Source organism: Chromobacterium sp. CCUG 30098 (genome assembly GCF_059916605.1).
Window position 1 is genome coordinate 140,251 of record NZ_JAUCGS010000010.1, and the last position, 24,486, is coordinate 164,736.

At 58.3% G+C, this 24,486-nt stretch carries 15 protein-coding genes and 1 pseudogene; 6 read left to right on the forward strand and 10 right to left on the reverse strand.

Annotated features, from left to right (window positions below):
• Positions 1–364 precede the first annotated feature (364 nt).
• Complete coding sequence (gene basC / locus QUG03_RS19935) at positions 365–1,681, reverse strand: putative histamine N-monooxygenase (protein ID WP_500820772.1); 1,317 nt, start codon at positions 1,679–1,681, stop codon at positions 365–367.
• Positions 1,682–1,755: 74 nt separating this feature from the next.
• Complete coding sequence (locus QUG03_RS19940; RefSeq protein WP_500820773.1) at positions 1,756–6,150, reverse strand: amino acid adenylation domain-containing protein; 4,395 nt, start codon at positions 6,148–6,150, stop codon at positions 1,756–1,758.
• A 124-nt stretch (positions 6,151–6,274) separates the two neighbouring features.
• Between QUG03_RS19940 and QUG03_RS19945 the strand changes: the two genes are divergently transcribed.
• The 3 genes from QUG03_RS19945 (at position 6,275) to QUG03_RS19955 (ending at position 8,770) form a co-directional block, all read left to right on the forward strand.
• Positions 6,275–6,547 (forward strand): phosphopantetheine-binding protein, encoded by a 273-nt coding sequence (locus QUG03_RS19945; protein WP_500820774.1) that lies wholly within the window; start codon positions 6,275–6,277, stop codon positions 6,545–6,547.
• A gap of 300 nt (positions 6,548–6,847) precedes the next feature.
• Positions 6,848–8,005, forward strand: coding sequence for a histidine decarboxylase (locus tag QUG03_RS19950; RefSeq protein ID WP_500820775.1), 1,158 nt, complete (start codon positions 6,848–6,850; stop codon positions 8,003–8,005).
• A gap of 435 nt (positions 8,006–8,440) precedes the next feature.
• Positions 8,441–8,770, forward strand: a complete 330-nt coding sequence (locus tag QUG03_RS19955; protein ID WP_048415165.1) for a hypothetical protein — start codon at positions 8,441–8,443, stop codon at positions 8,768–8,770.
• An 86-nt stretch (positions 8,771–8,856) separates the two neighbouring features.
• Here QUG03_RS19955 and QUG03_RS19960 read toward each other — a convergent pair whose 3' ends face one another.
• The 5 genes and pseudogenes from QUG03_RS19960 to QUG03_RS19980 all read right to left on the reverse strand — a co-directional run bounded on the left by QUG03_RS19960 (position 8,857) and on the right by QUG03_RS19980 (position 17,224).
• Positions 8,857–9,333, reverse strand: coding sequence for a hypothetical protein (locus QUG03_RS19960; protein WP_500820776.1), 477 nt, complete (start codon positions 9,331–9,333; stop codon positions 8,857–8,859).
• A gap of 141 nt (positions 9,334–9,474) precedes the next feature.
• Positions 9,475–11,859 carry a type VI immunity family protein gene (locus tag QUG03_RS19965; RefSeq protein ID WP_500820777.1) on the reverse strand — a complete coding sequence of 795 codons (2,385 nt, stop codon included), beginning with the start codon at positions 11,857–11,859 and terminating at the stop codon, positions 9,475–9,477.
• A 124-nt stretch (positions 11,860–11,983) separates the two neighbouring features.
• Positions 11,984–13,177: a type VI immunity family protein gene (locus QUG03_RS19970; RefSeq protein ID WP_500820778.1), complete on the reverse strand. Its 1,194-nt coding sequence runs from the start codon at positions 13,175–13,177 to the stop codon at positions 11,984–11,986.
• Between the two features lie 15 nt (positions 13,178–13,192).
• Positions 13,193–14,383 carry a VRR-NUC domain-containing protein gene (locus QUG03_RS19975; RefSeq protein ID WP_048415162.1) on the reverse strand — a complete coding sequence of 397 codons (1,191 nt, stop codon included), beginning with the start codon at positions 14,381–14,383 and terminating at the stop codon, positions 13,193–13,195.
• Positions 14,383–17,224: pseudogene (locus QUG03_RS19980) on the reverse strand (type VI secretion system Vgr family protein). Before QUG03_RS19980 ends, QUG03_RS19975 begins: the two are co-directional and overlap by 1 nt.
• Before the next feature lie 348 nt (positions 17,225–17,572).
• Between QUG03_RS19980 and QUG03_RS19985 the strand changes: the two are divergent.
• Complete coding sequence (locus QUG03_RS19985; RefSeq protein WP_500820779.1) at positions 17,573–18,784, forward strand: PAAR domain-containing protein; 1,212 nt, start codon at positions 17,573–17,575, stop codon at positions 18,782–18,784.
• Between the two features lie 478 nt (positions 18,785–19,262).
• Here QUG03_RS19985 and QUG03_RS19990 read toward each other — a convergent pair whose 3' ends face one another.
• The 3 genes from QUG03_RS19990 to QUG03_RS20000 are packed head-to-tail and all read right to left on the reverse strand — an operon-like array spanning position 19,263 to position 21,515.
• Positions 19,263–20,009 carry a hypothetical protein gene (locus QUG03_RS19990; RefSeq protein WP_500820780.1) on the reverse strand — a complete coding sequence of 249 codons (747 nt, stop codon included), beginning with the start codon at positions 20,007–20,009 and terminating at the stop codon, positions 19,263–19,265.
• A gap of 49 nt (positions 20,010–20,058) precedes the next feature.
• Entirely contained in the window at positions 20,059–21,111 is a 1,053-nt protein-coding gene (locus tag QUG03_RS19995) for an HNH endonuclease (RefSeq protein ID WP_500820781.1), read from the reverse strand.
• Positions 21,108–21,515, reverse strand: a complete 408-nt coding sequence (locus QUG03_RS20000) for an HIT family protein (protein ID WP_500820782.1) — start codon at positions 21,513–21,515, stop codon at positions 21,108–21,110. The genes QUG03_RS19995 and QUG03_RS20000 overlap by 4 nt, the downstream gene beginning before the upstream one ends.
• 157 nt (positions 21,516–21,672) lie before the next feature.
• On the opposite strand from QUG03_RS20000, the gene QUG03_RS20005 reads away from it, so the two are divergent.
• Positions 21,673–22,686, forward strand: coding sequence for a DNA cytosine methyltransferase (locus tag QUG03_RS20005; protein ID WP_500820783.1), 1,014 nt, complete (start codon positions 21,673–21,675; stop codon positions 22,684–22,686).
• A 34-nt stretch (positions 22,687–22,720) separates the two neighbouring features.
• Entirely contained in the window at positions 22,721–24,406 is a 1,686-nt protein-coding gene (locus tag QUG03_RS20010; protein ID WP_500820784.1) for a hypothetical protein, read from the forward strand.
• Positions 24,407–24,486: the final 80 nt, after the last annotated feature.

Genomic DNA, 24,486 nt, shown 5'->3' on the forward strand with positions numbered 1-24,486 from the left:
CTGCGCGTCGGTGATACGGCGCGCAAAACCTTGACGCCCCCGCCCTCAAACGAGAGCGGGGGCGTCAATTCCATTCGGCTTCAGAACCCGATCCGCGTGGGTATCGCTGCGCTCCACCCACCCTACCGCGACAAGCAGCCTTCGTAGGGTGGGTGGAGCCGCAGGCGATACCCACCAACAGCTCAGCCTGTTCACAATCTTTGTTCAGTGTTTTGAAACGACGCTAGCGCTCAGGCAACCGCGTACCCGATGCGCCCCGGCCCCGGTCCGCGTGGGTATCGCTGCGCTCCACCCACCCTACCGCGACAAGCAACCATCGTCGGGTGGGTGGAGCCGCAGGCGATACCCACGGCCGGTTTAGAACCTAGCCCTGCGGCAGCCCATAATGCTGGAACGCCGAACGCTGCGGCAGGCGATAACGCGGCTGACCCAGCAACTGATTGATGATGGCCGCGTTGCGGATCGGGCCTATGCCCAGGTCCGGCGAGCCCACCCCGTGCTGGAAAATCTCCGCGTTCTGCACAAACACCCGGCCCGGCCCCTGATCGCGGCGGCGGGCGGTGAAATCCTCCTCCACGATGCAATCGCCCTGCGCGTCCACCTCCAGCACCGTCTCCTTCAAGCGCTCAAACCACTGCGGCCAGGCGTGGGCGTAACCGGTGGCCGCGACGATGGCGTCCGTCTCCAACTGGCAACGTTGCCCCAGTTGCCGGTGATGGCAAGTCATGCGCAGCGCGCCGTCCGCGCCCTGCTCCTCCAGCGCCTCCACATCGCAATTGGAATACAGCTTCAGGCCCGGCTCGCGGCCGCCTATCGAACGCTCGTAGAGCAGATCGAAAATATCGCCGATGGTGGAGAAGCTGATGCCCTTGTACAGCAGGCCCTGGCCGGCCACCACCTCGCGGCGCTTCTCCCGCGGGATGCTGTGGAAGTACTGCATATAAGCCGGGGTGAAGCACTCCTGCCCCAGCTTGGAAAACTCCATCGGGTGGAAACCCGGCGCGCGCGTGATCCACTGAATGGACGCCCCGGCCGCCGCCTGCTCCGGGCTCAGCTCGCGGAACAACGCCAGCACGCACTCCGCCGCGCTCTGGCCGGAGCCGATCACAGTGACGCGCCGGCATTGCGACAGCGCTTGTTGATTGGGGATGAACTGGGCGGAATGGATCACCCGCGGGTGGCGGCTGGCGCGCGCCCACGCCGGCAGCCACGGCGAAGTGCCCACGCCCACCACCAGATCGCGGCCGGCGTAGCGGCGCATCCCGCCCGACGCGGACTCGCTGTCCACCACGAAACGCCCCGCGTCCGCTTCGTAAGCCACGTCCCGCACCTCCTCGCCAAAGCGGCAGGCCGGCAGCTGCTGCGCGGCCCAGCGGCAGTAATCGTCGTATTCGATGCGCGGCACCAGGGTGTTGTCGTAGTAGTAGAACTGGTAAAGGCGGTCATGCTGGTGCAGATAGTTCAGATAGCTGAGCGGATGCGTGGGGTCCGCCAGCGTGACCAGATCGGCCAGGAACGGCACTTGCAGCGTGGTGCCCGGCAACAGCAAGCCCTCATGCCAGCGGAACGCTGGCTTGCGCTCCAGAAACACCCCTTTGATGTCCGAGTGACGCGACAACAAGGCCGCCAAGCCCAGATTGAACGGCCCGATGCCAACGCCGGCAACATCTACGTTCGCCATTTCCATATGCGAAAAACTCCCAAGGTTCTATCGATTGCCCCCAAGGCGGAGAAGCCGCCCCGGGGTGAGTTGGTTTAGGGCTGCCCAGCCGCCAGCAAACGCTCCACATCCGCCACATTGCGGCAACGCAGCAGCTGCCCGGGCGACAGCTCCACGGCGAAGGTTTCCCGCATGCGCGCCGCGATGGTTTTCAGATGCTGCGGCAACAAGCCCATGCTGCTGAAATCCAGCAACTCGTCGGCCAGCTCCTGGTAGGAACGCCCCAGCACGCCCAGATAAATGTCCAGCACCGGCCGCCGGTGCCGCGTCGCCGCGGCCGGGGCCTCTGTAACCGCGACAACGGGCGCGGGCGGCGCCACGCGATCCTGGGCCGGGACATGGGCCGGCGCCTGCAACAAGGCGCGCGCGCCGCGGCGGTCCGGCTTGCCGTTTTGCGACAAGGGCAGCTGCGCCACCCGCAGGAAACGCGTGGGCACATGGGATTGCGGCAGGACGCGGCGCGCATGCTCGCGCAGATCCGCCGCGCTCGCCTCCGCGCCGGGCTTGGCCACGTAGAGCGCGCCTATGCCCAGCTCCCCCTGCCGCTCATCGCCCACATCCACCACCAGCACATGGGCCAGCGCCGGATGCTTGATCAGCTCCATCTCGATGTCCGGCAGCGATACCCGCACCCCGCGCACCTTGACGTAGCCGTTGACCCGGCTGTCGAACATCATCACCCCGTCCGGCCGGTAACGGCCGCAGTCGCTGGTGCGGAAGGCGCGCGCCTCCCGGCCGGCCTCGTCCCGCACCGTGACAAAGTCGTGCTGGGTCAGCTCGCCGTTTTCCAGATAGCCCAGCGCCAGATTGACGCCGGCGGTGTGGATGCGTCCGGCCACGCCGGCCGGGCAATGCTCGCCGCGCTCGTTCAGCAGCCAATAGCGGTTGCCGGGCAGCGGCCGGCCGTAAGGCACCTTGGCGCAATCCTCCGCGACGATGTCGTGCCAGATGCTCCAGATCGTGGTTTCCGTCGGCCCGCCCAAGGACAACAGCCGCGCCGCCGGCAGGCCGGCGCGCAAGTCCGCGATGATGGACGGCTTGATGTAATCCCCGCCCTGGGCCACCAGCCGCAGGCTTTGCAGCCCGCCTTCCCGCCGGCAAGACAGCAACATCTCCAACATGGCCGGCACCGTGCACCACAGCGTGACGCCGTGCTCGTCCACCAGCTGGTTCCAGCGCACCGCGTCCTTCTCCTCGCCCGCCTCCGGCAACACCAGCGTGGCGCCGGCGCTCAGGCTGCCCAGCACGTCGAACACCGACATATCGTGATGCAGCGGCGTCACCGACATGCACACATCGCGCGGGCTCACCTGCCAGTGCTCCAGCGTGGCGCCGATGACGTTGGCCGTGGCCCGGTTGCACAGCACCACGCACTTGGGCTTGCCGGTGGTGCCCGAGGTGTACAGGTAGTACGCCGGCGTCTCGCTCAGGGACAGCGCCTGCCAGCCGCCGCGCGCGGCCAGCGGCGCGGCCTCCGCCAACAGTTGCTCCGGCGTGGCCCGCGCATGCTCCGTCGGCAGCGGCTGGGCCGCCACCACCAGGTTTGGCCGGCAGTTGTCCAGCAAATAACGCAGCCGCTCCTCCGGCGACGCCGCGTCTATCGGCACCCACACCACGCCGCTGAAGGCGCAAGCCAGGGTGACGATGGTGTGTTCCGGGCCGCGCGGCAGGCACACCGCCGCCACCTGGCCGGCGCTGACGCCGCGCGCCTTCAGCGCCGCCATCGCCCGCGACACCGACTCGCCCAGCTCGCCGTAGCGTATCCGCCGCTGGCCGCTGATCAGCGCCACCCTGGCGTTGTCCGGGTCGAAGATCTGGGCGGCGATGCGGCCGAGGAAATCCTCACGCCGCGCCTCGGCCTCCACGCTGTTCAGCCGGTAATGGCGGTAATCCAGCACCCGCCCGGCCGGGGCCTCGAACACGCCGCTGTCCACCACTTGCTCGATGGCCCGCTCCAGCGCGCTCAGCACCGCGCCCACCAGCGCCGGCTCCAAAGCGTCGCGGGCGTAATCGATGTCAAACACCAGCGCGCCGTCCGCCCGCGCGGAAAAACGCAGATCCATCGCCACCTGCGGCGTCTGGGTCAACCCGCCGATCTGGCGCATGGCGCCGTCCGCCGCCACCGGCCACGACAGCCCATTGGTCACCACCACCGGCAACGCCGGGCCGGGGCCATGGCTTTCAAACAACATCCGCGCCAGGTCCACGCCGGAGAAGGCCAGGTGCTGCAAGCCCTCCATCACGTCCGCCTGCAAGCGGCGGCCGCGCTCCGCCAGGCTGTCCAGCCCCGCCGGCCACGTGACCGCGATAAAGCTGGAACGGTTGGAGAAACCGCCGGACGGCAGCGGCGCCACCGGTACCGCCACGCACAAGCCGCCCTCGTCCAGCCAGTGCGACAACACCTCCAACACCAGCGCCATCACCGTGGTGTTCTTGAAAAAGCGTTGGCCGTTGCCCAGCTTGCCCAGTCGCTCGAAACGCTCCGCGCTCACCGTCAGGCTTTGCCGCTCATAGCGCGCCACGCCCAATTGATCCAAGGGCTTGCGCCAAGGCAGCCGCGGCGCGCCGCCGCAATCGGCCAACTTGTTTTTCCAATACAGCGCGTCCGCCTTGCGGGTTTCCGCGGACGCCTCGGCCGCCGCGGCGGCGGCCGGCCTGCTCGGCTCCGCCACGCCCTGGAACAGCTCCAGCATCAGCGCGGCGATGGAACGGCCGTCGACAATCAAGGCATCGAAACGCGCAAACACCGTCAAGCTGTCGTCCGGCAGCAGGAACAGCGTCAGCTCCCACGGCGCGTGCTCCAGATCAAACAGCGCGTGGGCGTAATCCTCGCGCGCCGCCGCCACCCGCTCCTGGGCCGCCGCCGGCGACAAGGCGCGCAAATCCACCTCCCGCAGATTCACCCGCGGCTGCGCGCGGACCCGCTGCCGTAAACGCGTGACGTCTATCACCGTGCGCAGGCAATCGTGACGCCGCGCCATCTCGCCCAGCCGGGCGCGCAGCAGCGCCGGGTCCATCGTCCCGTGGTATTCGCGGAACTCCTGCATCGCCACCCCGCCCAGCGGCAGTTGCGCGGTGCGGCCCAACAGGTAAGCCTGCTGCAACACCGACAGCGGCGTTTCCGCCTCCGGCTGCGCCAGCGGGCGCTCCAGCGCGGCCGGGTCCGCCGCCACGGCGGTGGCCAGCGCCACGAAATCGTTGAATAGCTGCGTGATCCAGTCTTGCGGCAAGGCGTCCAGGCGGATGTCCCAATTGATCAACACCCCGCCGTCCGCGCTGACGATCTGCGCGTCCAAGGCCACCTGCGGCCCCTGCGAAATCACCCAGTTCATCGCGCCGAAAACGCGCCGCACCCGCTCAGAGAACAGCTCGCCGCCCGGCATGTCCAGCGCCGCGGTGAACACCACCGGCGCAATCTGCGGCGAGCGGTGATGGCGGGACAGATCCCGCATCAGGTTGACGCCCGGATAAGCGCAATGGCCGGCGCGCTCCAGCAACTGCGCGGCCAGGTTTCGGCACAGCGCGCCCAAAGTCGGCGCCGCGTCCAAATCCACATCCAGCAACACCAGATTGGCGAACTCCCCGATGATGCGCTCCGCGCCCTCCATCAGCGGCGGCCGCCAGAACACCGGCACGTTCAGCCGGAAGCGCCGGTCCCCGGTGGCCGCGCCCAAGGCTTGGGCGAACACGCCCAGCATCAGGCCGGACAGCGTCAGCCGCTGCGCCTTGGCCAGCCGCCGCAAAGCCTGGCGCTGCTCCGGCGCCAGCCAGGCGCACAGGCGCTGGCTGGACGCCGCGCCCGCCGGCACCGCCCGGCGCGGCAAGGACGGCGCCGGCGCGATATTGGGCAATTGCTCCCGCCACCAATCGCGGTCCCGCTCCCGCGCCGCCTTGAGCCAGGGCTCGTCCCGCGCCCGGTCGCACCACTCAAAGAAGGACGGCGTGGGCGGCGTCTCCGCGTCCGGGGCTTCGTAAAACAGCGCCAGATCCTCCATCAGCACGCGGAAGCTGGACGGGTCCACCGCGATCATGTCCGCGTCCACATGCAGCCGGCTGTCGCCCGCGCCAAACAAGCTGATGGAAAAACGAACGGCTTGACCGGTCGCCAGGTCAAGCCGCTGATGTGTCCACTGCTGGCGCTTGGCTTCCAGGCGCTGCGCCAGCGCCTCGCCCTCCAAGGCGGTGAAATCCTCCACCTCCAGATGAGGCGCCTTCTCCGCCGCCGCCAGCGCCTGCATGCCGTCCGCCGTCACGCAGGCGCGCAGCATTCCGTGTTCGCGGCCCAACCTGGCCAGCGCGGCCACCAGGCGCGGCAGATCAACGGCTTGGCCGTCGAACTCCGCATACAAATGCGCAGAGACGCCACCCAGATCGGAATGATCGCCCCGGCCCATCCAGCAGGCCGCCTGCATTGAAGTCAGCTCTCTCATTTCGCACCCATGAAAATTGACAAATGGATTTCTTGCATTTCTTCCATCTCCATATGGCATCTCTAAATGCGAATGATTATAATTTACATTTTTAGCGTGATGCAATGATCCAGGTGAAATCGTCATGACGAATGAAAAGACAAGCAGTACCACCCCGCCGCAAACCGCCAGCACGCGCCAATGGCTGCACGGCCGGCTGCGGCAATTGACGACGGAAGACGGGGCGCTGAACCCCACGGAAAACCTGATGTATTACGGCCTGGATTCCCTGCGCCTGATGACGCTGGCCGCGGAACTCAACGCCCGCGGCATCCCCGTGCGCACGGAAGAACTGAGCCGCTCCCCCACCCTGGCGGACTGGGAAGCGCTGCTGGACGCCCGGCAAGCGGGCGCTTGAAGAACGGCGGCGGCCGGCACGCAGAACCGACCCTCACACCTCAAAAAAACAAACCAAATCGGGCGCCAACCCACGCCCAGCCAACAAGGAAAAACACCAGCAATACCCACCCACCGAGGACCCATTCACGATCTTGCGAGCCAGGACAAGACAAGGTGAGACAGGGCGAGAACAGCTGAGAAAGCGGAATGCGCACAGCGTGCATCAGCCTTTCAAAGGCGTTCTCAACGCCCTGTCTAAACTATCCCGTCGACGCACAGCGGATCGTGAGCAGGTTCTGAGAAACCACGGAGCTCCCCCATGTCGCTGTCTTCTCTAGACCAAAACCGTATCGAATCTTTTTGGCAGTACTGCTTGCAGCACCAATATTTCAATCTTGCTTACCCAGAGTCAGCCGACTTCGACTACACCCCCTTGCACCGCTTCCTGAGCTTCTCCATCAACAACTGCGGCGACTGGAACGAAAGCAGCAACTACCTGCTGAACTCCTTCGACTTCGAACGCGAAGTCATGCACTTCTTCGCCGAACTGTTCCACATCCCCTTTGACGAAAGCTGGGGCTATGTGACCAACGGCGGCACCGAAGGCAATATGTTCGGCTGCTACCTCGCCCGCGAACTTTTCCCGGACGCCACCCTGTACTACTCCAAGGACAGCCACTACTCCGTGGCCAAGATCATCAAGCTGCTGCGCATCAAATCCCGCGCAGTGGATTCCCTGCCCAGCGGCGAAATCGACTACGACGACCTGGTGGCCAAAATCCGGCAAGACCAGGAACGCCACCCCATCGTCTTCGTCAACGTGGGCACCACCATGAAAGGCGCGGTGGACGACATCGGCGTCATCCAGCAAAAACTGGCTGAGGCCGGCATCCCGCGGCAGGACTACTACCTGCACGCCGACGCCGCGCTCAGCGGCATGATCCTGCCCTTTGTCGACGCCCCGCAGCCCTACTCCTTCGCCGACGGCATAGACTCCATCAGCGTGTCCGGCCACAAGATGATAGGTTCGCCCATGCCGTGCGGCATCGTGCTGGCCAAACGCAGCAATGTGTCGCGCATCTCCGTGGAAATCGACTACATCTCCGCCAAAGACCAGACCATCAGCGGCTCCCGAAACGGCCACACCCCCATGATGTTGTGGGCCGCCATCAAGAGCCGGCCGCTGGCGGAATGGCGCCGCAAAGTGCGCCACTGCCTGGACATGGCCCAGTACGCGATAGACCGCCTTCAGGCCGCCGGCATCCAGGCCTGGCGCTGCAAGAACTCCATCACCGTGGTTTTCCCCAGCCCGTCTGAACCGGTATGCGACAAACACGGCCTGGCCAGATCCGGCGGTGCGGCCCACCTGATCACCACGCCCCACCACCACGACAGCCAGCGGCTGGACCGCCTGATTGACGACATCATCCGGGACCTGGGCGCCGTCTCGACCAACACCGCTATGAACGCGGCTTAGAACCGGCTTGTGATCGCCGCGCTGCGGCGCTGCAACGTAAAAAACCGCCCGGAAAGGGCGGCTTTCTGCTGTAATCCCCACCCCCGGCCCGCCGCCGCCTTGACGCTGGGCCTGGCCCCCCTTACTCTGCCCATGCGCTGCGCCAAATAACGCAGCCATGGGCTGGGAGGCCCTCTCACACATTCGGACGAACCGCTTGGCCGTGGTTCGCCGTGTCCATGCGTTAGCCACAACCGGGCGGGCGCATGGCATTGAGCCCTCCGGGGCTGCCGCTAATGTGTCGGTCCTCCCACTTTGTCATGTGCCTGCCCACGCCTTCCGTGCGTGCCGCGCAGGCATCCCTAAAGCAATGTTTGTGGAGGCCATAATGAATATATTGAGTTTCTGCCGGCAGACCCCTAGTTTTCCCCAACCCGCCACGATGGAGCGCCAGCCATGAGCGCCGCCGTCGCCAAAACCCAAAAAACATGGCTGCTGCAACAGATGTACCAGCAGATCAAGCAGCTGCGCATCGCCACCGCCGGCCAGGACGACGCCTACGCCCTGGTTAAAGCCCTGGAGGAGTGCTACCTCCAAGCCGACGAGAACCTGACCCGCGGCATGGTCCACCTCCACACCGCCAACCAAAGCCTGCACGCCATGATGTCCCTGCTGCTGAACTGCCAGGAGAACCAGCAAATCAACTGCGAGCAAATGGCGGCCCTGCTGGAACCCATCCGCCAGGAACTGCACGCCGGCTTCATTCAGATATCCGATGTGATGTAGACGTGACAACGCCGCAGCGGGGAGGCTGCGGCGTGGCTCACTATTCTGTTACAGCAAAAACCAAAGCTAATGCCGCTAAGAGGCGGTCAATCAAACAAAGACTCTTGCCGCTGCGCCAGTTCCGGGCACGCCTGATCCAACAACTGGTCCAGAGAAAGTCCGGAAAGCTCCGCCGCCTTCTTCCGCGAAATCGTTTTACCCTTGACCAGGCCAATCTCAACGCCGGCATGCTCGGCCAACAATTGCCGATCCGCCAGATTGCCCGTCACGACGTAGTAATACCGGGCGGCAAACGACCACCAATCCTGCTCAATCACCTCCGGCTCCAACCGGTACACCAAGCCGCTTGGCGACGCGACAATCGCCGCCAAACGGTCCGCGCCGACCGCCACCAAGGCCGTGATCTTGCTGCTGTCGGACTCGCCCTCCACCTCACCGGCGCCGCCATCCTGCAAGGGCAAGCCAGCGCTCCGCATCCTAGCCAGCAAACGAACCGGGTCATCAATAGCCACTTTTGACGCCCAGCTTGCATTCTGATGATTCAAATCCACTCGTGCATTCATTGACTGTCTTTCGTATTTTTCGCATTAACACCGGCAAGCCTGCGCTCGCCTACAACATAAGCCTAATAACCACCGCTACTCGCGCTGCTGAGACCAGATAGTGCTGCCATAACAGGATCTAGGGAAGCCCGGCTTCGCAGCTCAAGCACCGGCCGGCACCTGCGGCGGCACGCTGGCCGCCGGCGTCGCATCGTCAAACCGCGCATACCACGCCAAGGTATTGGCCTTGGTAAAACCTTCCGCATCGTCCATGCCGCTATGCAACTGATCGGGGTTTGGCACACGGATCGATTTGAGCACCCGGTTCACCGCCACATAGGCCGGCGGATAGCCATCTTCCAACGCGCCGACATCCGGCAACACGCCCGCCTGAACCATTAATCTGCCGTTGTCGGTTGTCTGTACGCTGACATTGGGCAACTGAAGCTGCTCCTTGAGCGCAGCCATGCCGCCTAGCTTCTCGATATAGCGGGGTCCCAGCAGCGTCAGCCAGTTGACGCCTTTAATGCCATCTTCTAATGCCGCCTTATCCAGATGTGGCGCTGGGTCCACCATCAAGCCGCTATAACGCTGCGCCATCTGGAACTCGTAAGGCTGGAACTGATGGTAATCATAGGGAAGATTGCAAGCCAGCCCAGCATAGCCATGGTCGATATCCAGCGTCTCGCACAAATAACGTACCCAGTCCTTGAACTGTTGCTCGCCATCCGGCTCTTCCAGCAACTGCCATGGCAATGTGATTTTCAAATAGGACAACCACTCAGGATCATGGTCAATATTGCAGGTCATCGCCTGGATGGCATACTCAGCAGGCAGCTCGCCATTTCTTTCGCTTTGCAGAATCCAGAAAAACATGGCCCCATCGTCTACTAATCCGGACAGTTTTTCTTTGGCTTTCGTGATACTGGCGTTGCGCAGCGAGGTGAACCCTCTTCCGCTAAAGTCATGAAACTGCCCTTTTAGGTACGGGCCAAACTGCTCAACAAAACGGTCAAAGCAACCTAACACCTTGTAACCTATGTCCCGCTGCCCGCCATGGCGGAAGTACACGGTGCAGATCAGCCCCAGCCGGACCAGCTCCTGGCCTTCAGGGGTTACCCCTTCGATGAAGTCCACTTGCTTGGCAATACGCTCATAGGCTTGCTTGTGCGAGGGTGCTTGGGCATCTCTCATCATTTGGTCTGATGGAATCGGGCTGGCCTGCCCAGCTTTGCGCCACAACTCACCGACCGGCGCGAAAAGGGGCAAGCTTGCCGCCTGCGTCACATCATCAAACCGCGCATACCACGCCAAGGTATTGGCCTTGGTAAAACCTTCCGCATCGTCCATGCCGCCATGCAACTGATCGGGGTTTGGCACGCGGATCGATTTGAGCACCCGGTTCACCGCCACATAGGCCGGCGGATGGCCGTATTCCTGAACGCCGACATCCGGCAACACGCCTGCCTGAACCATCAGTCTGCCGTTGTCGGTTTCCTGCACGCTGACATCGGGCAACTGCAGCTGCTGCTTGAGCGAGGCCATGCCGCCTAGCTTCTCGATATAACGAGGTCCCAGCAGTGTCAGCCAGTTGACGCCTTTGATATGCTCGGAAAGGTTATCCCCATCAATCAGCGCAAACGAATCGACCATCAGTCCGCTATAGCGTTGTGCCATCTGGAATTCGTAAGGCTGGAATTGATGATGGTCATAGGGCAGATTGCAGGCCAGACCTGCATAGCCATGGTCCACATCTAGGGTTTCACACAAATAACACACCCAGTCCTTGAACCGCTGTTCCCCGTCCTCATCCGCCAGCAGTTGCCAGGGCAATATGATCTTGACGCAAGACATCGCACCATAGGGGTCACTTTCCGCATTGGACGTCAACGCTGAAATCGAATAGCTTGCAGCTACCTCAGCTGTTTTTTCACTTTGCAGAATCCAGGAAAACATAGCTCCCTCATCCACCAGTCCGCGGAGCTTCTCCTTGGCCTTCACGATGCTGTCTTTGCGGAGGCTGGTAAAACTACGACCACTTAGGCTATGAAACTGTCCTTGCAGATGCTCGCCAAACTGCTCGACAAAACGGTCGAAACAGCCCAAGACTTTGTAACCGACATCCCGCTGCCCGCCATTGCGGAAATACACGGTGCAAATCAACCCAAGTTTAGCCCGCACCTCGCCTTCCGGGCTTACACCATCAATATAATCCGCCTGATTGAGAATACGGCCATAGGCGTTCAGATACCTTAATTGCTGCTCATTTACATTTTCGTCCACTACACCGCCACCACATCGTATTAGATATTGGTTATGCAGTGTATTAACGGTGGAGATAAGTAATGCCGTGGAAGGCGCAATCGCTCTGACAAAAAAACTTACATTGCGCTCTTCATTAGAGCAGGCCCATTCCCTACCTAGTTTCTTCCACCCCGCTTGACCTTGCCAGTCCTTGAAACACCCCAATAATTTCTTTGCGGGCATGTACACAAAACAAACAGTCTGCGTTCCATTCGCAGTAAAGCTGTCATCGTCCAGACTCAATAGCTGCTTAAGCTGGGCTTGTAGCTACGCCACGGTCTCTATACGGAAATTTTTCACAATTCAATCTCCAATGATTGGACTCGCTATAACCCACAGCCCTCACTAGCCTTGCCGCCAGTACAGATCACCTTGCTCCGGAGACCGGTTCTAGATACCAGATCGTACTGCCATACGTTGAGCGCGAGAAATCAGGCATCAGCTCGCCTTGGGTGAAATATTGCCGCGAGTTCTCCATAGCTGGAGTCCACCAATGTCCGCTCTCAGGGCAAGGTTTACCTGCTTCGCACCGACCTCCATGTTCTGATTGTATTGGTAGCGGCTCCGCCGCCGGCAACGGGCTACCGTCGAAGCGCGCATACCAGCTTACGGTTTCGGACTTGTCGAATCCATTCTGTTGAGGCAAGTGGTAATGCAGGGAGCCGGGTTCCGTGGTGCGTATCGACCTCACCAGGTGACTGACCACCACGTAGGACTCCGGAGGGCTAGCATTAGGAGCGCCCAAGTCAGGGTAAGGGCCTGCCTGAATCATCAATCCGCTTGCATATCGGTGTATGGAAATATCTCGCCAGGGCGCTAGCTTGGCGCGGATAGCCTCTTCGCCATCAAGCTGCTCTACGAACTCATTTCCCAGAATCGTGTACCAGTCTGCCCCCTTGATGTGACTCTTCAGTTCAAACCCTCCGGCACTGAAGGACCGAGTATCAATATTCAAACCGATAAACCGCTGCGCAAGCTCATACTCATTGGGCAAGTACCGATGATAGTCATATGGCAGGATCGGAGACAGGCCACCATAACCATGAACCGGTTGTAAGGCATCACAGATGAAGGCAAGCAACTGTTGGTACTGACCAAGGCTTGCTTCATCGAACACTGTGGCCGCGGGCAGCACGATTTTGAAAAAAGATTTGTCGCCCCAGCCTTCGTGAATGCTTTGCTGCGTCAAGCAGGAAACCGAGTATTCCGGAGCCAAGTCCGGCACTGTTTCACTACTGACAAACCACTCAATCCGCTCATGTGGATCGGTGATTGCCAATATCTTGTTTCTGGACTTCTCATAATCAGATGCGCCCATTCTCCTGGTTTTGGCATCCATGTACTTCTGCCCCTTTAGCTTTGCGCCAAAGAGAGAGTAGAACCTGTCGAAGCACTCGACGAGCTTTGCTCTGACCTCAACCGTGCTGCCCTTTTCAAAGAAAAAAGTGGCAATCAAGCCAGGACGGATGACGATACCCTCGTCGGACTCCAAGTTCCACGTCAGTTCGTCTTGGTATGTTTCAAGCCGTTGCAATTGCTGCGGCATTTCTACCTGTTCCATTTCTCAATTCCTAACTCATGCCATCAGTGGTTTATCGTTGCTTGAAACCGTAGCGCCCCCCAGTATGGCAACGCAAGCAATAAAGGCCGCTACCAGTTCAGCAGGCAGCGCCATCACCATCAAGGCGGCGGCTGCCACCACCAGCACGATGCCCACTACAACCTTGCCGACATTGAGCAAAATTTGCCCCCACTGGATCTGGCTAATTTCATTCCAGGCGATGTCGCAATAGCGCTCAATTTTGGCCCACGCGGCTTTCAATTGCTCCTCGCTCCAGCGGACCAGCGCTTTCCCTTGCGCATTGACCCAAGTCCAAGTTTTTTCGGACTTATCCCGAACCCAGCGGCCTGACTCTAACAGCCAAGCAGCCTCTTTTTCCAGCCAGGCTTGAGTATCTTCAGCCAAGCCTTGCATGCCTTTCTTCGCATCCGACCATACTTCGGCAACCCCACGCTGCAACTGCGTGCCCCAATCCTGGAGATAGCCTGGAGTCTTTACCGGAACCGGGCTGTAGATCGGCGCGGGTACTCGTTGGGTTTGCGATTTGGGCTTGGCTTGTGGCTGCGGACTGAAGACTGGTACTTTTTTAGGCTCAGGGACTCTCTTTTTCCTTTTGTCGATAACATCCAAGACGGTAAACCGGTCATCTCCACCGGCAATGCGCTTGTAGGCGTCCTCCTGGCCTCGACTAAGTTCATCCCCAGGGAATTTCACCTCCGCCACCCGAGCCAAATTATCCCCATGCGGCACGCCGTCATGGTCAGGGGCAGCTCGCCCCGGCCAGCGGGTCTCCTTGTCCTTCACAATCACCAAGTCCGGCCGTCGTAAATAGCCCTTCGACAAGCCTTTGGGGAAGGGAGTGATAGTGTGTCGCCGGTTTGCCCCATCTTCTCGGCGGCTTGGACTCAGAAAAGGCGTCGGGGGGTTACGAGTCATGTCGAAATTGACTTCCGCCTTATAGAACCACTTGTAGTCGTGGCTGCTTTCATCGAGACGAATCAGGATCGACATAGTGATTTGCCGCATATTGAGCTGGTAAGTGCGGCCAGTCTTTTTACTGGTCACCCCTACCGATTTGGGCGACAGAATCGCCACGTCAGCCTTCTCGGTCAGGTAGGGCTTATTGCCCGGGTGAGGCAGCATTGCATACTCGGGCCGCTCTTCCACGATGGTCATCGTGCCGCCGGCGGGTTGATAGTTGGCCATCAAGCATCCTCTCCATTGTCGTCTTTCAATTGCAGCCCGCGCTCCGCCTGACCAGTGCCGTAGCCATACAGGGTGTACTCCTGCTCGATAGGAGGCTTGGGCGCCTCAAGCTTGACCGGCTGGGAACTCGGAGTGAAGGCAGTGCTGGTTCGGCCTTCCCAGTCGGTGTAACCCGGAAGCACACGGCCATTCGGCAGCTTGAGCCGGTAAGCCTTGTCCACCAGCGGTTCGCCCGTCTTTTCGTCCTGCAGGATATAGCTGCGTTGGTAACCTTTTGGCATGGCCGGCATGGGCATGGAGACGCTGGCCGGCCCGCTCAGTGAATGACTGCTGCCCTTGATGCTGACCGTGCCCGGGCAGTGCACTTCGATATCGCCGCCTTTGAGGCGGATATAGCCGCCGCCGCTGGTCAGCAGAATCTCTTCCTTGGCCGCAATGGTGATGCGTTCCTTGCAGGAGGTGATGGTGACGTCCTTGTCCGCCGTCAGCTCAATGCTGTCGCTTTGCGCCTGCAACTGAATCTTGCCCTTGGCGGCTATCCACTTCATCGCCACCTTATCCGCCACGCCGGCCACAAACAGGCTGATGTGCTTGCCTACGTTATGAATCCAGCGCCGGCCGCTGCTCTGATTGGTGTCGCGCTGCGCCACCAGGTTGAGATGAGTTTCCGCGGCCAGGGTCTGGCTTTGCCCGGACAGGCTTGCGATGCCGGCCGGCGCGGAAAGCACCAGCAAAGCTTGCTGGCCGGCTTGTTCTTTGGCGGTTTTGCCGTCTGGATCGGTATTGCTGCCGGCCTCCCAAGCCGCCAGCGCCTGCAACTGGTGCAGCACGTGGCCTTGTTCCCGTTTGCCGCTGCTGGCGTTGTCGTCGCCTATGCCGTCCGGCCCGGTTTCCATGGTGTCGGCCTGCTGCGTGGTGGCGGTTTCGGCCAAGGCCTGGCTCAAGGCCACCGCCGCTTGCAACTGGCTGCTGGCCTGCTCCCGCGCCAGTTGCTTGCCTGCGCCGCCGCCTTGCGCCTCCGTGGACAGCAGCAGACCATGAGCGGCGCGGATGGCCCCGTGCTGGTCCGTCCGCAGCTCAAAACCGTCGCCGCGCGGCTGGGCCTGGCCGTTGCTGCGCGGATGGGTGAGAAAGCCTTGGTTGAGCTGGGTCTTGCCCGCCTCGCTGGACAGCTTGGCGCGCACCTCTCCGGGGGTGTCGTCGAACAGCAGCTCGTTATAGCCGCCGCCCTGGTGCTCTTTGGATTTGATGCCGGACAGCGTCTTATTGGCCGGCAGGCTGCCGGCGCCGCTGAAGTCCGGCGCGGGATGGCTGCCGTTATAGACCACGGCTTTGACCACCGGGCGATCGATATCGCCTTCGATAAAATCCACCAGCACTTCCTGGCCGATGCGTGGCAGGAACTGATGGCCCCAGCCGGCGCCGGCGGATGGCATCGCCACCCGCACCCAGCAGGAGGATTTGTCGTCCATGCTCGCGCCGATGCTGGGATGCTCTTCCGGACGCTGCCAATGGAATTGAATCTTGATGCGGCCGTGCTCGTCGGTATGCACTTCTCCGGGGCTCTCCGCCCCGGCATCCCCGCTGGCCGGCCCCACCACCGTGGCGGTTTGCACGCCCAGACTGGTGGGCTTGGCGTGAGCGGTGCCGGCATAAGCCGGCGTCAGCGGAATGCCACGGCGCTGGGCCTGGATGGCGGCGCTGAACGGCGCGGCGTCCGCCTCCGCGCCCAAGTGTTGCGCCAGATCCCGCGGCAGATTGTTGCGCGCCTGAAAGTGCTGGCCGGTAACAACAAACTGGCGTTTCTCCTCCGCGTCGTCCTCATGCGCGGGGTGATCATCCAGACGGAACCACTCCCCCGGCAGTAAGCCGCGCACCGCGCCGCTGCCGCTGAAGGTTTTGGCCTGCAAATCGTTGGCCTGCTGCCGCAGTACGGCGTAACGGCCCAGTTGCTCATCGTCCCCGGCGTAATACAGGCCCGGCGCATCGTAATGGCCCAGGCTGCTTTGCAAAGCCTGGCCAAACTGGCCCTGCTCCACCCGGCTGGCTTCCCGGCCTTGCTGGGTGAGCACCGGCTTGTAATCGTAACTGGCCAGCGCGCTGGCGCCAGGCACAATCTGGCGCGCGGCTTCCCAGCCCGTCAGCCCATCCTCTTCCTCAGTGGCATCGCTGCGGTGGAAGCGCACCCACTGCAACGGGGAAGCCGGCAAGGCGTGGGCATCGTCAAAGATGGAAAGCTCCACCCGCGGTCCGTCCGCCTCCAAGTGGCGGAAACGCCAGGCGTAACCCTCTTCATGCAATAGGCGGACGATGAAATCGTAATCGCTCTCGCGGTACTGCAGCGCATAGCGGCGCGGCAGGCTTGAGCTGCAAGGCCAGCGTTTGCATGCGGGCGAAGACGGGGTTGGCTTGCTGATGTTCGCTGAGGATCTGTTTGACAATGTCCGGCACCGACAGGTCTTGGAATACCCGGGAGGTCCTGCGGTGGCGCAGCAAGGCAAACGGCGCTTCCACTGTCAGCTGATAGCGGGCAAAGCCGCCATCCGACCCCGCCAGCCGGGCCTGACTGACCACGCCGCAACGGATCGCCTCGCCCCCCTCCGCCCCCTGGATACCAATACGAGCCGGCTGGCCCAACAGCGTCTTCAGCGGGATATTGCCGTCCGGCGACAGGCAGGTCAGCGTATAGCGATAAGGCTGGGAAACCCCCTCCTCGCCCTCCAGGCTGAGCGGCAGCAGCTGTTCCGCGGCAAACTGCCCCTCCCCAAGTTGCAAGGTCAACATCCGGTTGTCTTGGCCAAAGGCGGAAGCAAAGCTGGCCAACAGTGCATTCAGGTCCATCGGCATTCCAAACGAAAACACCGCCAAGCTGCGGTATGACATTGAAAATAAGCCTGAAATTTTATGAAGTTAGGAAGACAGTCACAAGCCGGCGTGGTCTGGGAACGTGTTCTCTTGGACTAAAGGACAGGTTTAGGTGTTGGGAATGCACGAGGCCGCGTGGAGGGCTGGGGGTGGGACGTGGTGGCATGACCGCATTGGCTATGGGTTTGCCAGCGGAGCGATGTGTATGTGGAGACTGGGCCTGTGGCGTTACTTGACTCGTGGCAGACCACACTGGCTTGTCGCACTCACCATGATGGCAACATAGTCTAGCTATTTCTTATTGCTTGTTTAGGGGGGACCACCATGACCCTACGCGCCATCATCCGAGAAGGAGACACCACCTCACACGGCGGCACAGTACTGGGATATTTTTCAACCCTGTTTGTTTATGGCAAGTACGCATCTGGCGTGGGGCATCTGGGTTATTGTCCGAAGTGCGAGAAAGAATTCCTTATCCTGCCTGGCCCCCGCACTTTCAACTACCTTGGCCACGATGTGGCGGTGGAGGGCATGCAAACTTCATGCGGCGCCACTCTAATCGCCTCACAATCCAAGTTCACCCTTAGCATCCAACCAGGTCCGGTTAAATATTTGCCAGGCCCATTAAGCGCCTTGATTCAAACCCAGGATGCCAACGTAGCTTGCCATGCGCAAATTCGCTTTCTTACCGCAGATGGCCAGCCTGTGGCCAATACCACCTACAAGCTAACACTGGCAGACGGTTCAACGGAGGCAGGCAAAACCGATGCAGATGGCCATACCCAGCGCATTGCAACAGATTACGAAGTCGCCATCACCAGTGCCGAATTTTATCCAGACTGGTTTTATGGCTGTGAGTGCCAGGCAGAGCGCCTGGCATGCCACGGCGGCCGCTCACCTTCACCCACGATGAAAGTCACGCTCACCAAACTGCATACCAAAGAACAAGGTCCAGACTCACCTCCCATCCAACACACCTTGCCACAGGCAAGCAGCACCCGAGACCTGACTGCTGGCGAGATTGCCATGGCGCAAATCCTATTCAAAGACGCGATTGATTACGGCAAAGTCAAAATTCATCGTGGCGGCTTGTTTGGCCAACCTAACCGCTCCCAAAACGCCATGACGCCGAGAGGCGAAATCCACTTCCCGGACCAATACTTCAAAGCCGATTACTCCGCAGAAGATGCCCCTACCCTCATGTGGTTCATTCACGAAATGGTTCATGTCTGGCAATACCAATTGGGGTACAACCTGATCTGGAATGGCTTCAAAATCGGCTTGAAAGGTGGCTATGATGCCAACGCCAAAGCTTACTATTACGACCTCAAAGGTGCGGACGCCGGCAAGCAGTTGCATCAGTTCAATATGGAGCAACAAGGCCAACTGATTGCCAACTATTTCGGTGCGGCTGAACTGGGAATGGGAAAATACCAAGAAGAACTTCAGGAGTTGAGAAGGGTACTGAAAGACTTTTTGGTCCAACCCAAAGACCCTACGCTGCTACCGTACACTACGGAATTCACTAAGCCATGAAACCTACTCTATGGAGTGGCATGCTGCTGGCCACAAGCATCAGCACCACCCAAGCCACCAGTCCCCGGCCTTACGACTTTGACGCTCAAGCATTAATCGTCAACAACGTCCCCTGCTTCTATATCACTAACCCGAAAGCAGATCGTCCTTATGCTGGCACTGAGATATTGGTGTACGAAAAGCAAGCAGGAAGGCTAAACAAGATATGGCAAGTTTGGCTCAAAGGCCGTGTCCGACCCATCTCACCGGAGAGCTGTGTTCCATATGGAGAGGCCAGCACAAGCCCAGCCCCTCTACGCCTGAATCAGCTTTACCATGTGGTGATAGATGCTGGGTTTCCACAAGTGATGGAGTTTTGCCTGAATAACAGTGAGGGCCATCTTATTCTCACTAAAAACACTAACAAGCCTTGCACTCAATAGTGGAGAATATGTCAGCAAAAATCATCTACCAGACAAAATAAGGGAAGATTTGTTTTTCAAATCATACGAACCCCCAAAGCCACCCCAAAAATAACCACAAAAATACCAAGGGCAATAGAAAATCCTTTCCACCCCCGAATGAATGCCATGCGAACTTGATTTGACAACCCTGCCTTTCCCTCCAACTTGCCTAGCTCTTCCAGCCGGTTTGACACCTTCCAAACAATAACACACTCAAAAAGAGATCCTTTTGCACACCAAATCGTAAAAAAAATTCCAGCCAAAGTGGCCAACATAACCCAGGGCACAAGAAAACCATGCTGAGCCCCCACTTCAATTCCAACATAGGACCCATAAAAAATGATCAGAAAACACATGCAAATCGCAAATATGGCATGAAACACTTCCACCAAACCAATCTGAACCCTATACCTCCCCTCTGAATATTTTTCCACAAAGGTAAAGAGATGCTTCAAATCTGAACATCGTATTGAAACCATTGAAAATATATCCAAAAGCTCTTCTCGATCTTTCTTCCTGACTTCCAACCCTGTCATTCTAAAAAAAGCTTCCTGCCGTTTTCTTTCCTCATTGAGAATTTCAAGCATCCTATCCCCAACAATCATTGATTCAACAATCTCTAAGCCTTCATTTTTACTGCTTTGCCCTTCTGACTTTGTCCTGTAATAAAGCCCTTGGACCTTTTCAGCGATAAGAAGAAAAGCCCATACACACCCCAAAAGAGGTACAACCCAACTTAGAGATACCGGAAAAAGTTTTGCCAATTGCAGCAACTCTGTCATGCAATCCCCTCCAAGCCAAATTGAATAAACAATTCAAAAATATTCAACACTAAAACAAACTTAAATAGGCGTGCTCAATTTGCTCAACCTCGCCACCGCAGTTCCAAACAAATGCCTGAGCCTGCACTCCTCCACGGTACGCCCACTCCGCCACGCTAAGCGAGCACCTCTGGTCTGAGACAAAGCCCAACTGTGCTAATAGCACACCCTGCTCAGCGCCATGCCTGGAGAGATGCGCCAGCCAACGTTCCAAATGTGACTTGGCGGCCAACATGTCTCGCTTGCTACGGTTGCATGCCGCATGTGCCAACACAAAGTTATGCGCGGTGTCCCGCGGGTAACGAGACCAGGGAATGAAGTGATCCACCTGCGCCTTGCCCTTGATGGGCTGCTGGCAATAGAAACAACACTGCTGCTGCAAAGGGCCCAGCACCTTGGCCACCTCGCTCAAATCGGCGCGGGCAGAGCCGAACATGAAGGTTTCCAGATCATCCCGCATCCCCAGAATCACCCGGTTCAGCTTATTACTGCGCACATGCTCCAGCCAACCGGCCTTGGCCAGTTGCTGCACCAGCTCTTGGTAACGACGCAGATTGAACGCCACTCCGGCATTCAACACCACCCGGTCAGGTGGACATGGATAGGTATAAAGGAAAGGGTCCAACTGACCACCCAGCATCTGTAAATGCTTCAAGGGCATATCTCGCACCGTTTGGCAGATAGCCTTTAGGCACGCCGGCCAAACAGACAAAGCCCGTACTTGCGACCACTGGCCATAGCTCAAGGCATGCAGTTGTCGCAAAGGCCGCATGATCGCCACCACCGAGCCCTTGTTCTGATGCAGCGTCTCGCCAACCGTGTCCACCAAGCCAGAGGAATACGGCGGAACTTGCCGCCAATACAGCTCGGCAAACTTCTCCCCCACCTTGGCCATTGGCAAACTCAAGGCCGCACCACTGTCGTCCCCGTACTCCACCGCCAGCTCGGCCAGGGTCAACAGCAAGGCAAACTTGTAGGTGGCGCTGAACTCGCCCTCACTAAACAAACGCTGAAGCTTCAGGATGAAAGCGATTTGTTCCTGCGCGGTTGGCGCCGCCATCATCGCAGCGACCAGTAGTCGGCTTTTTCAGGAATGATCCAACGCACCCCACCACGCGGGTCCTCCCGGTCTCCATCAAAACGTGGGATCAGGTGGATGTGCAAATGCGGCACCGTCTGCCCCGCTGCCGCGCCATCGTTGATACCAATATTGAAACCATCTGGCTTAAGTTCCTCCAACAACTGCTGGCGAGCCTGGTCCAGCAACACCATCAGCCCTTCTCGCTCCGCAGGCTCCAGCTCAAAGAATGAGGCAATGTGCCGGCACGGGATGATCAACGTGTGGCCAGGGGAAATGGGAAAGCCATCCCGGATCACCACACCGTGAGTGTTGGCGAACAGGTGGCGGTCCGGAGACAGAGAGCAGAAGGGACAAGTGGACATGACAGTGCGATTAGGCTGAATCATTCAGCTGGATGGTGAAGCCTTTGAGATTATATGCTTTTTGCCTATCAAGCTGGAGGCAGAACAATCAAACCAGCGCTGATCCCTCAATTGACTAAGACGCTTTCCGTTTGACTTGGTACACTTTCAGAAGAGCTGATTTTTTGAAGAAACAACACATATGACAACTTTTGTGGACCTTTTCTGCGGGGGAGGCTTTGGAGCACGAGGAGCCGTCCAAGGTGGAGGGGTCCCCTTACTAGGACTGGATGCCTGGGAGCTGGCCACCCGGACCTATAAGGCCAATTTTCCACATGCCGAAATCATTACCAAGCGGATCGAAGACGTTGACATTCCTGATCTCGGCAAACATTACCAACCCGATGTTCTACTCACCTCCCCTGAGTGCACCTCTCACTCGATTGCTCGTGGGGCTAAGCCTGGCCTTGAAAGCAGCCGTGAAACCGCTATTGGGATTATTCCTTGGGCTGAAGCCCTGTCTCCCCGTTGGTTGATCGTTGAGAACGTGAACCGGATGAAAAAATGGAATCGACATGATGAACTGGTTCAGACCATTTCTGGCCTGGGTTACAAGGTAAGCGACCTACTGTTGAACTCTGCTGACTTTGGCTCTGCTCAGGCTCGTAAACGCATGTTCCTGATCTGTGACAAATTACAGACATCGGTGAGCGAAGAAGAACTGAAACAGTTTGGTATCCGGAAACTCCTCACTGCAAACGACATCATCGATTGGAATGCCCACTACCCTTCTACCCCGTTGTATAAGGAAGGCCGCGCAAAAGCAACGCTGGAACGAGCCGAACGGGCCATTACTGCCTTGGGCGCGGGTACACCATTCATCATTGTCTACTACGGCTCAGACTATGCTGGCGGCTGGCAGTCAACTACCGTGCCTCTCCGGACTGTCACAACAGTAGATCGGTTTGGGCTGGTCACATGGAAAGATCAAATGCCGTATCTGCGGATGTTGCAACCTGCAGAACTGATCAAGGCCATGAGTTCGCATCAGGACCACCTCCTCCCATTTGGTAGCCGCAGGGATAAGGTAAAGCTGTGTGGGAATGGAGTCTGCTCAGATGTGATGACTGCAATTTTCCGCTGGATAGGCGCTACTCAGCAACGTTCACCTGGAGAACATCAAATTCATCAGAAGTCCACACCAGTGCTCGCTTAAATCCCTAGGCATTCTTAGAAACTGATATTTTCATATGGACCAAACCTTCACAGCCTCCACCCTTTTGGAGCGTTATCTTGAGGAGTGGTTAGACAATATCCTAAAAAAATTCGGTGGGCATGAGCAGAGAATGATGATCGAGTTTGTCAGATCCGCTGACCTACATGCGTACTTTCGGCATTTCTTTGACCCCACCGAACTCGGCCCCACCCTCGCTCAACAGTGCTTATTTATTAAACAAGGGATTGGTCCAATCCTCCATGCCTTCCTTCCAACACTGGATCAGTTTGGAGATGGGATTCCATGGGTTCCATCCAATAGGAAAACTGCTGAATGGGCTGACAGAATTCTTTCAGAAACCGGTCAGTTGGCAATACTCCGCCGACTTGCTAACTGCGAGCATTACGGCTTGGTCCGTTGTGAGCTCCACTCGGAAAACCATATCTCAATCCATGTTCTAGTTAAAGATCAAGAATCTGAGGACGCACAAGATTACGCTTGGCTCATCAGCCAGAAATTGGACCATAGGTCAGCGTATCAGGCTTGTCTTAATCAACAGATACAGGGTTGGGCAAGAGATAAGATTGACCAATATGTTGATATCCACCTGGATCACTTTATCCAATACGACTCCGACTGGGAGTTACATAAACTATATCAAGAGCAAGCATATAGCTCTTTGATCACCTCTCCAGAAGCAGATGCTCTGCCTGATGATTCAATCATTGGCCCTCGTACCTTTGGCGAATGGAAGATGTTGGCGATCACCGCTGTCGCGCGTGCGATGTTGCATCTCTCATTTGCAACACGCCTTATCGCAAAAAATCGAGATAAATTAAACCTTAGAAATCTGCTCACTGTACCTGTTAGGTATGAAGATCTGCGAGCAGTATGGAGTCAGCAAACGAAAATCACTGATCCTGATGACTTGGATGAAATTGCAGATATCTTTTTGCTAACACCCAAGCACACTGAAGAGTACTACTCTAGTTACGACTCCCCTCTTCCTTACAATATCAAATTCGGAAAATTTTTCGCCCTATTACCTCAATTTGGTTATATCGGCAACACATGTACTTTTCTGGTAACCGAACTAAAACGAAAATATCGCAAGGATTGGGACAAAGCAGTCAACCAGCGTGAAGCCCAATTTCAACAAGATCTGTATGCTTTACTTCCTGAACCACGGTATGTTCGGGGGCGAGAAAACATCACACTACGTAGTTCCAGCGGCGCGATTGTAACTGACATCGATGCGGTGCTATTTGATACAACAGCCAACTGTTTGTATCTGTTTCAACTGAAATGGTTTGATGTATTTGGATTAGGCCTCAAAGAGCGTCAAAGCAAACTGACAAATCTACTCAAAGCCAACAAGTGGGTGAATCAGGTCTCTTCCTGGATTTCCACGTTATCTCAATGTGAGCTTTTTATCCGCCTTGATCTTCAAAAGCACCAACCCGAGATTACAGCTGAAATCCGGCTCATTGTGCTCACACGCAACTCTGCACGATTCAGTGGCTCTCATAAGTATGACGAGCGGGCGGCCTGGATTGCTTGGCCTCGACTTATCCGACTAGTCACCGAGGGCTCTAACCACTTGGCGCCCATGGAAGAAGCTTGGCTCTCTGCCACAGAAGACATCCACCAGAAACACCAACCATCTGGCAAATTTACAAAATATGAATTCCCAGGTTTACAGATAGATGTCCACGAATGAAAAACCCACATAGTTTGAGCAATATAAAAACCATACTCACATACCCCTTAAAATAGCTTGAATATTATAGAATGAGTAAT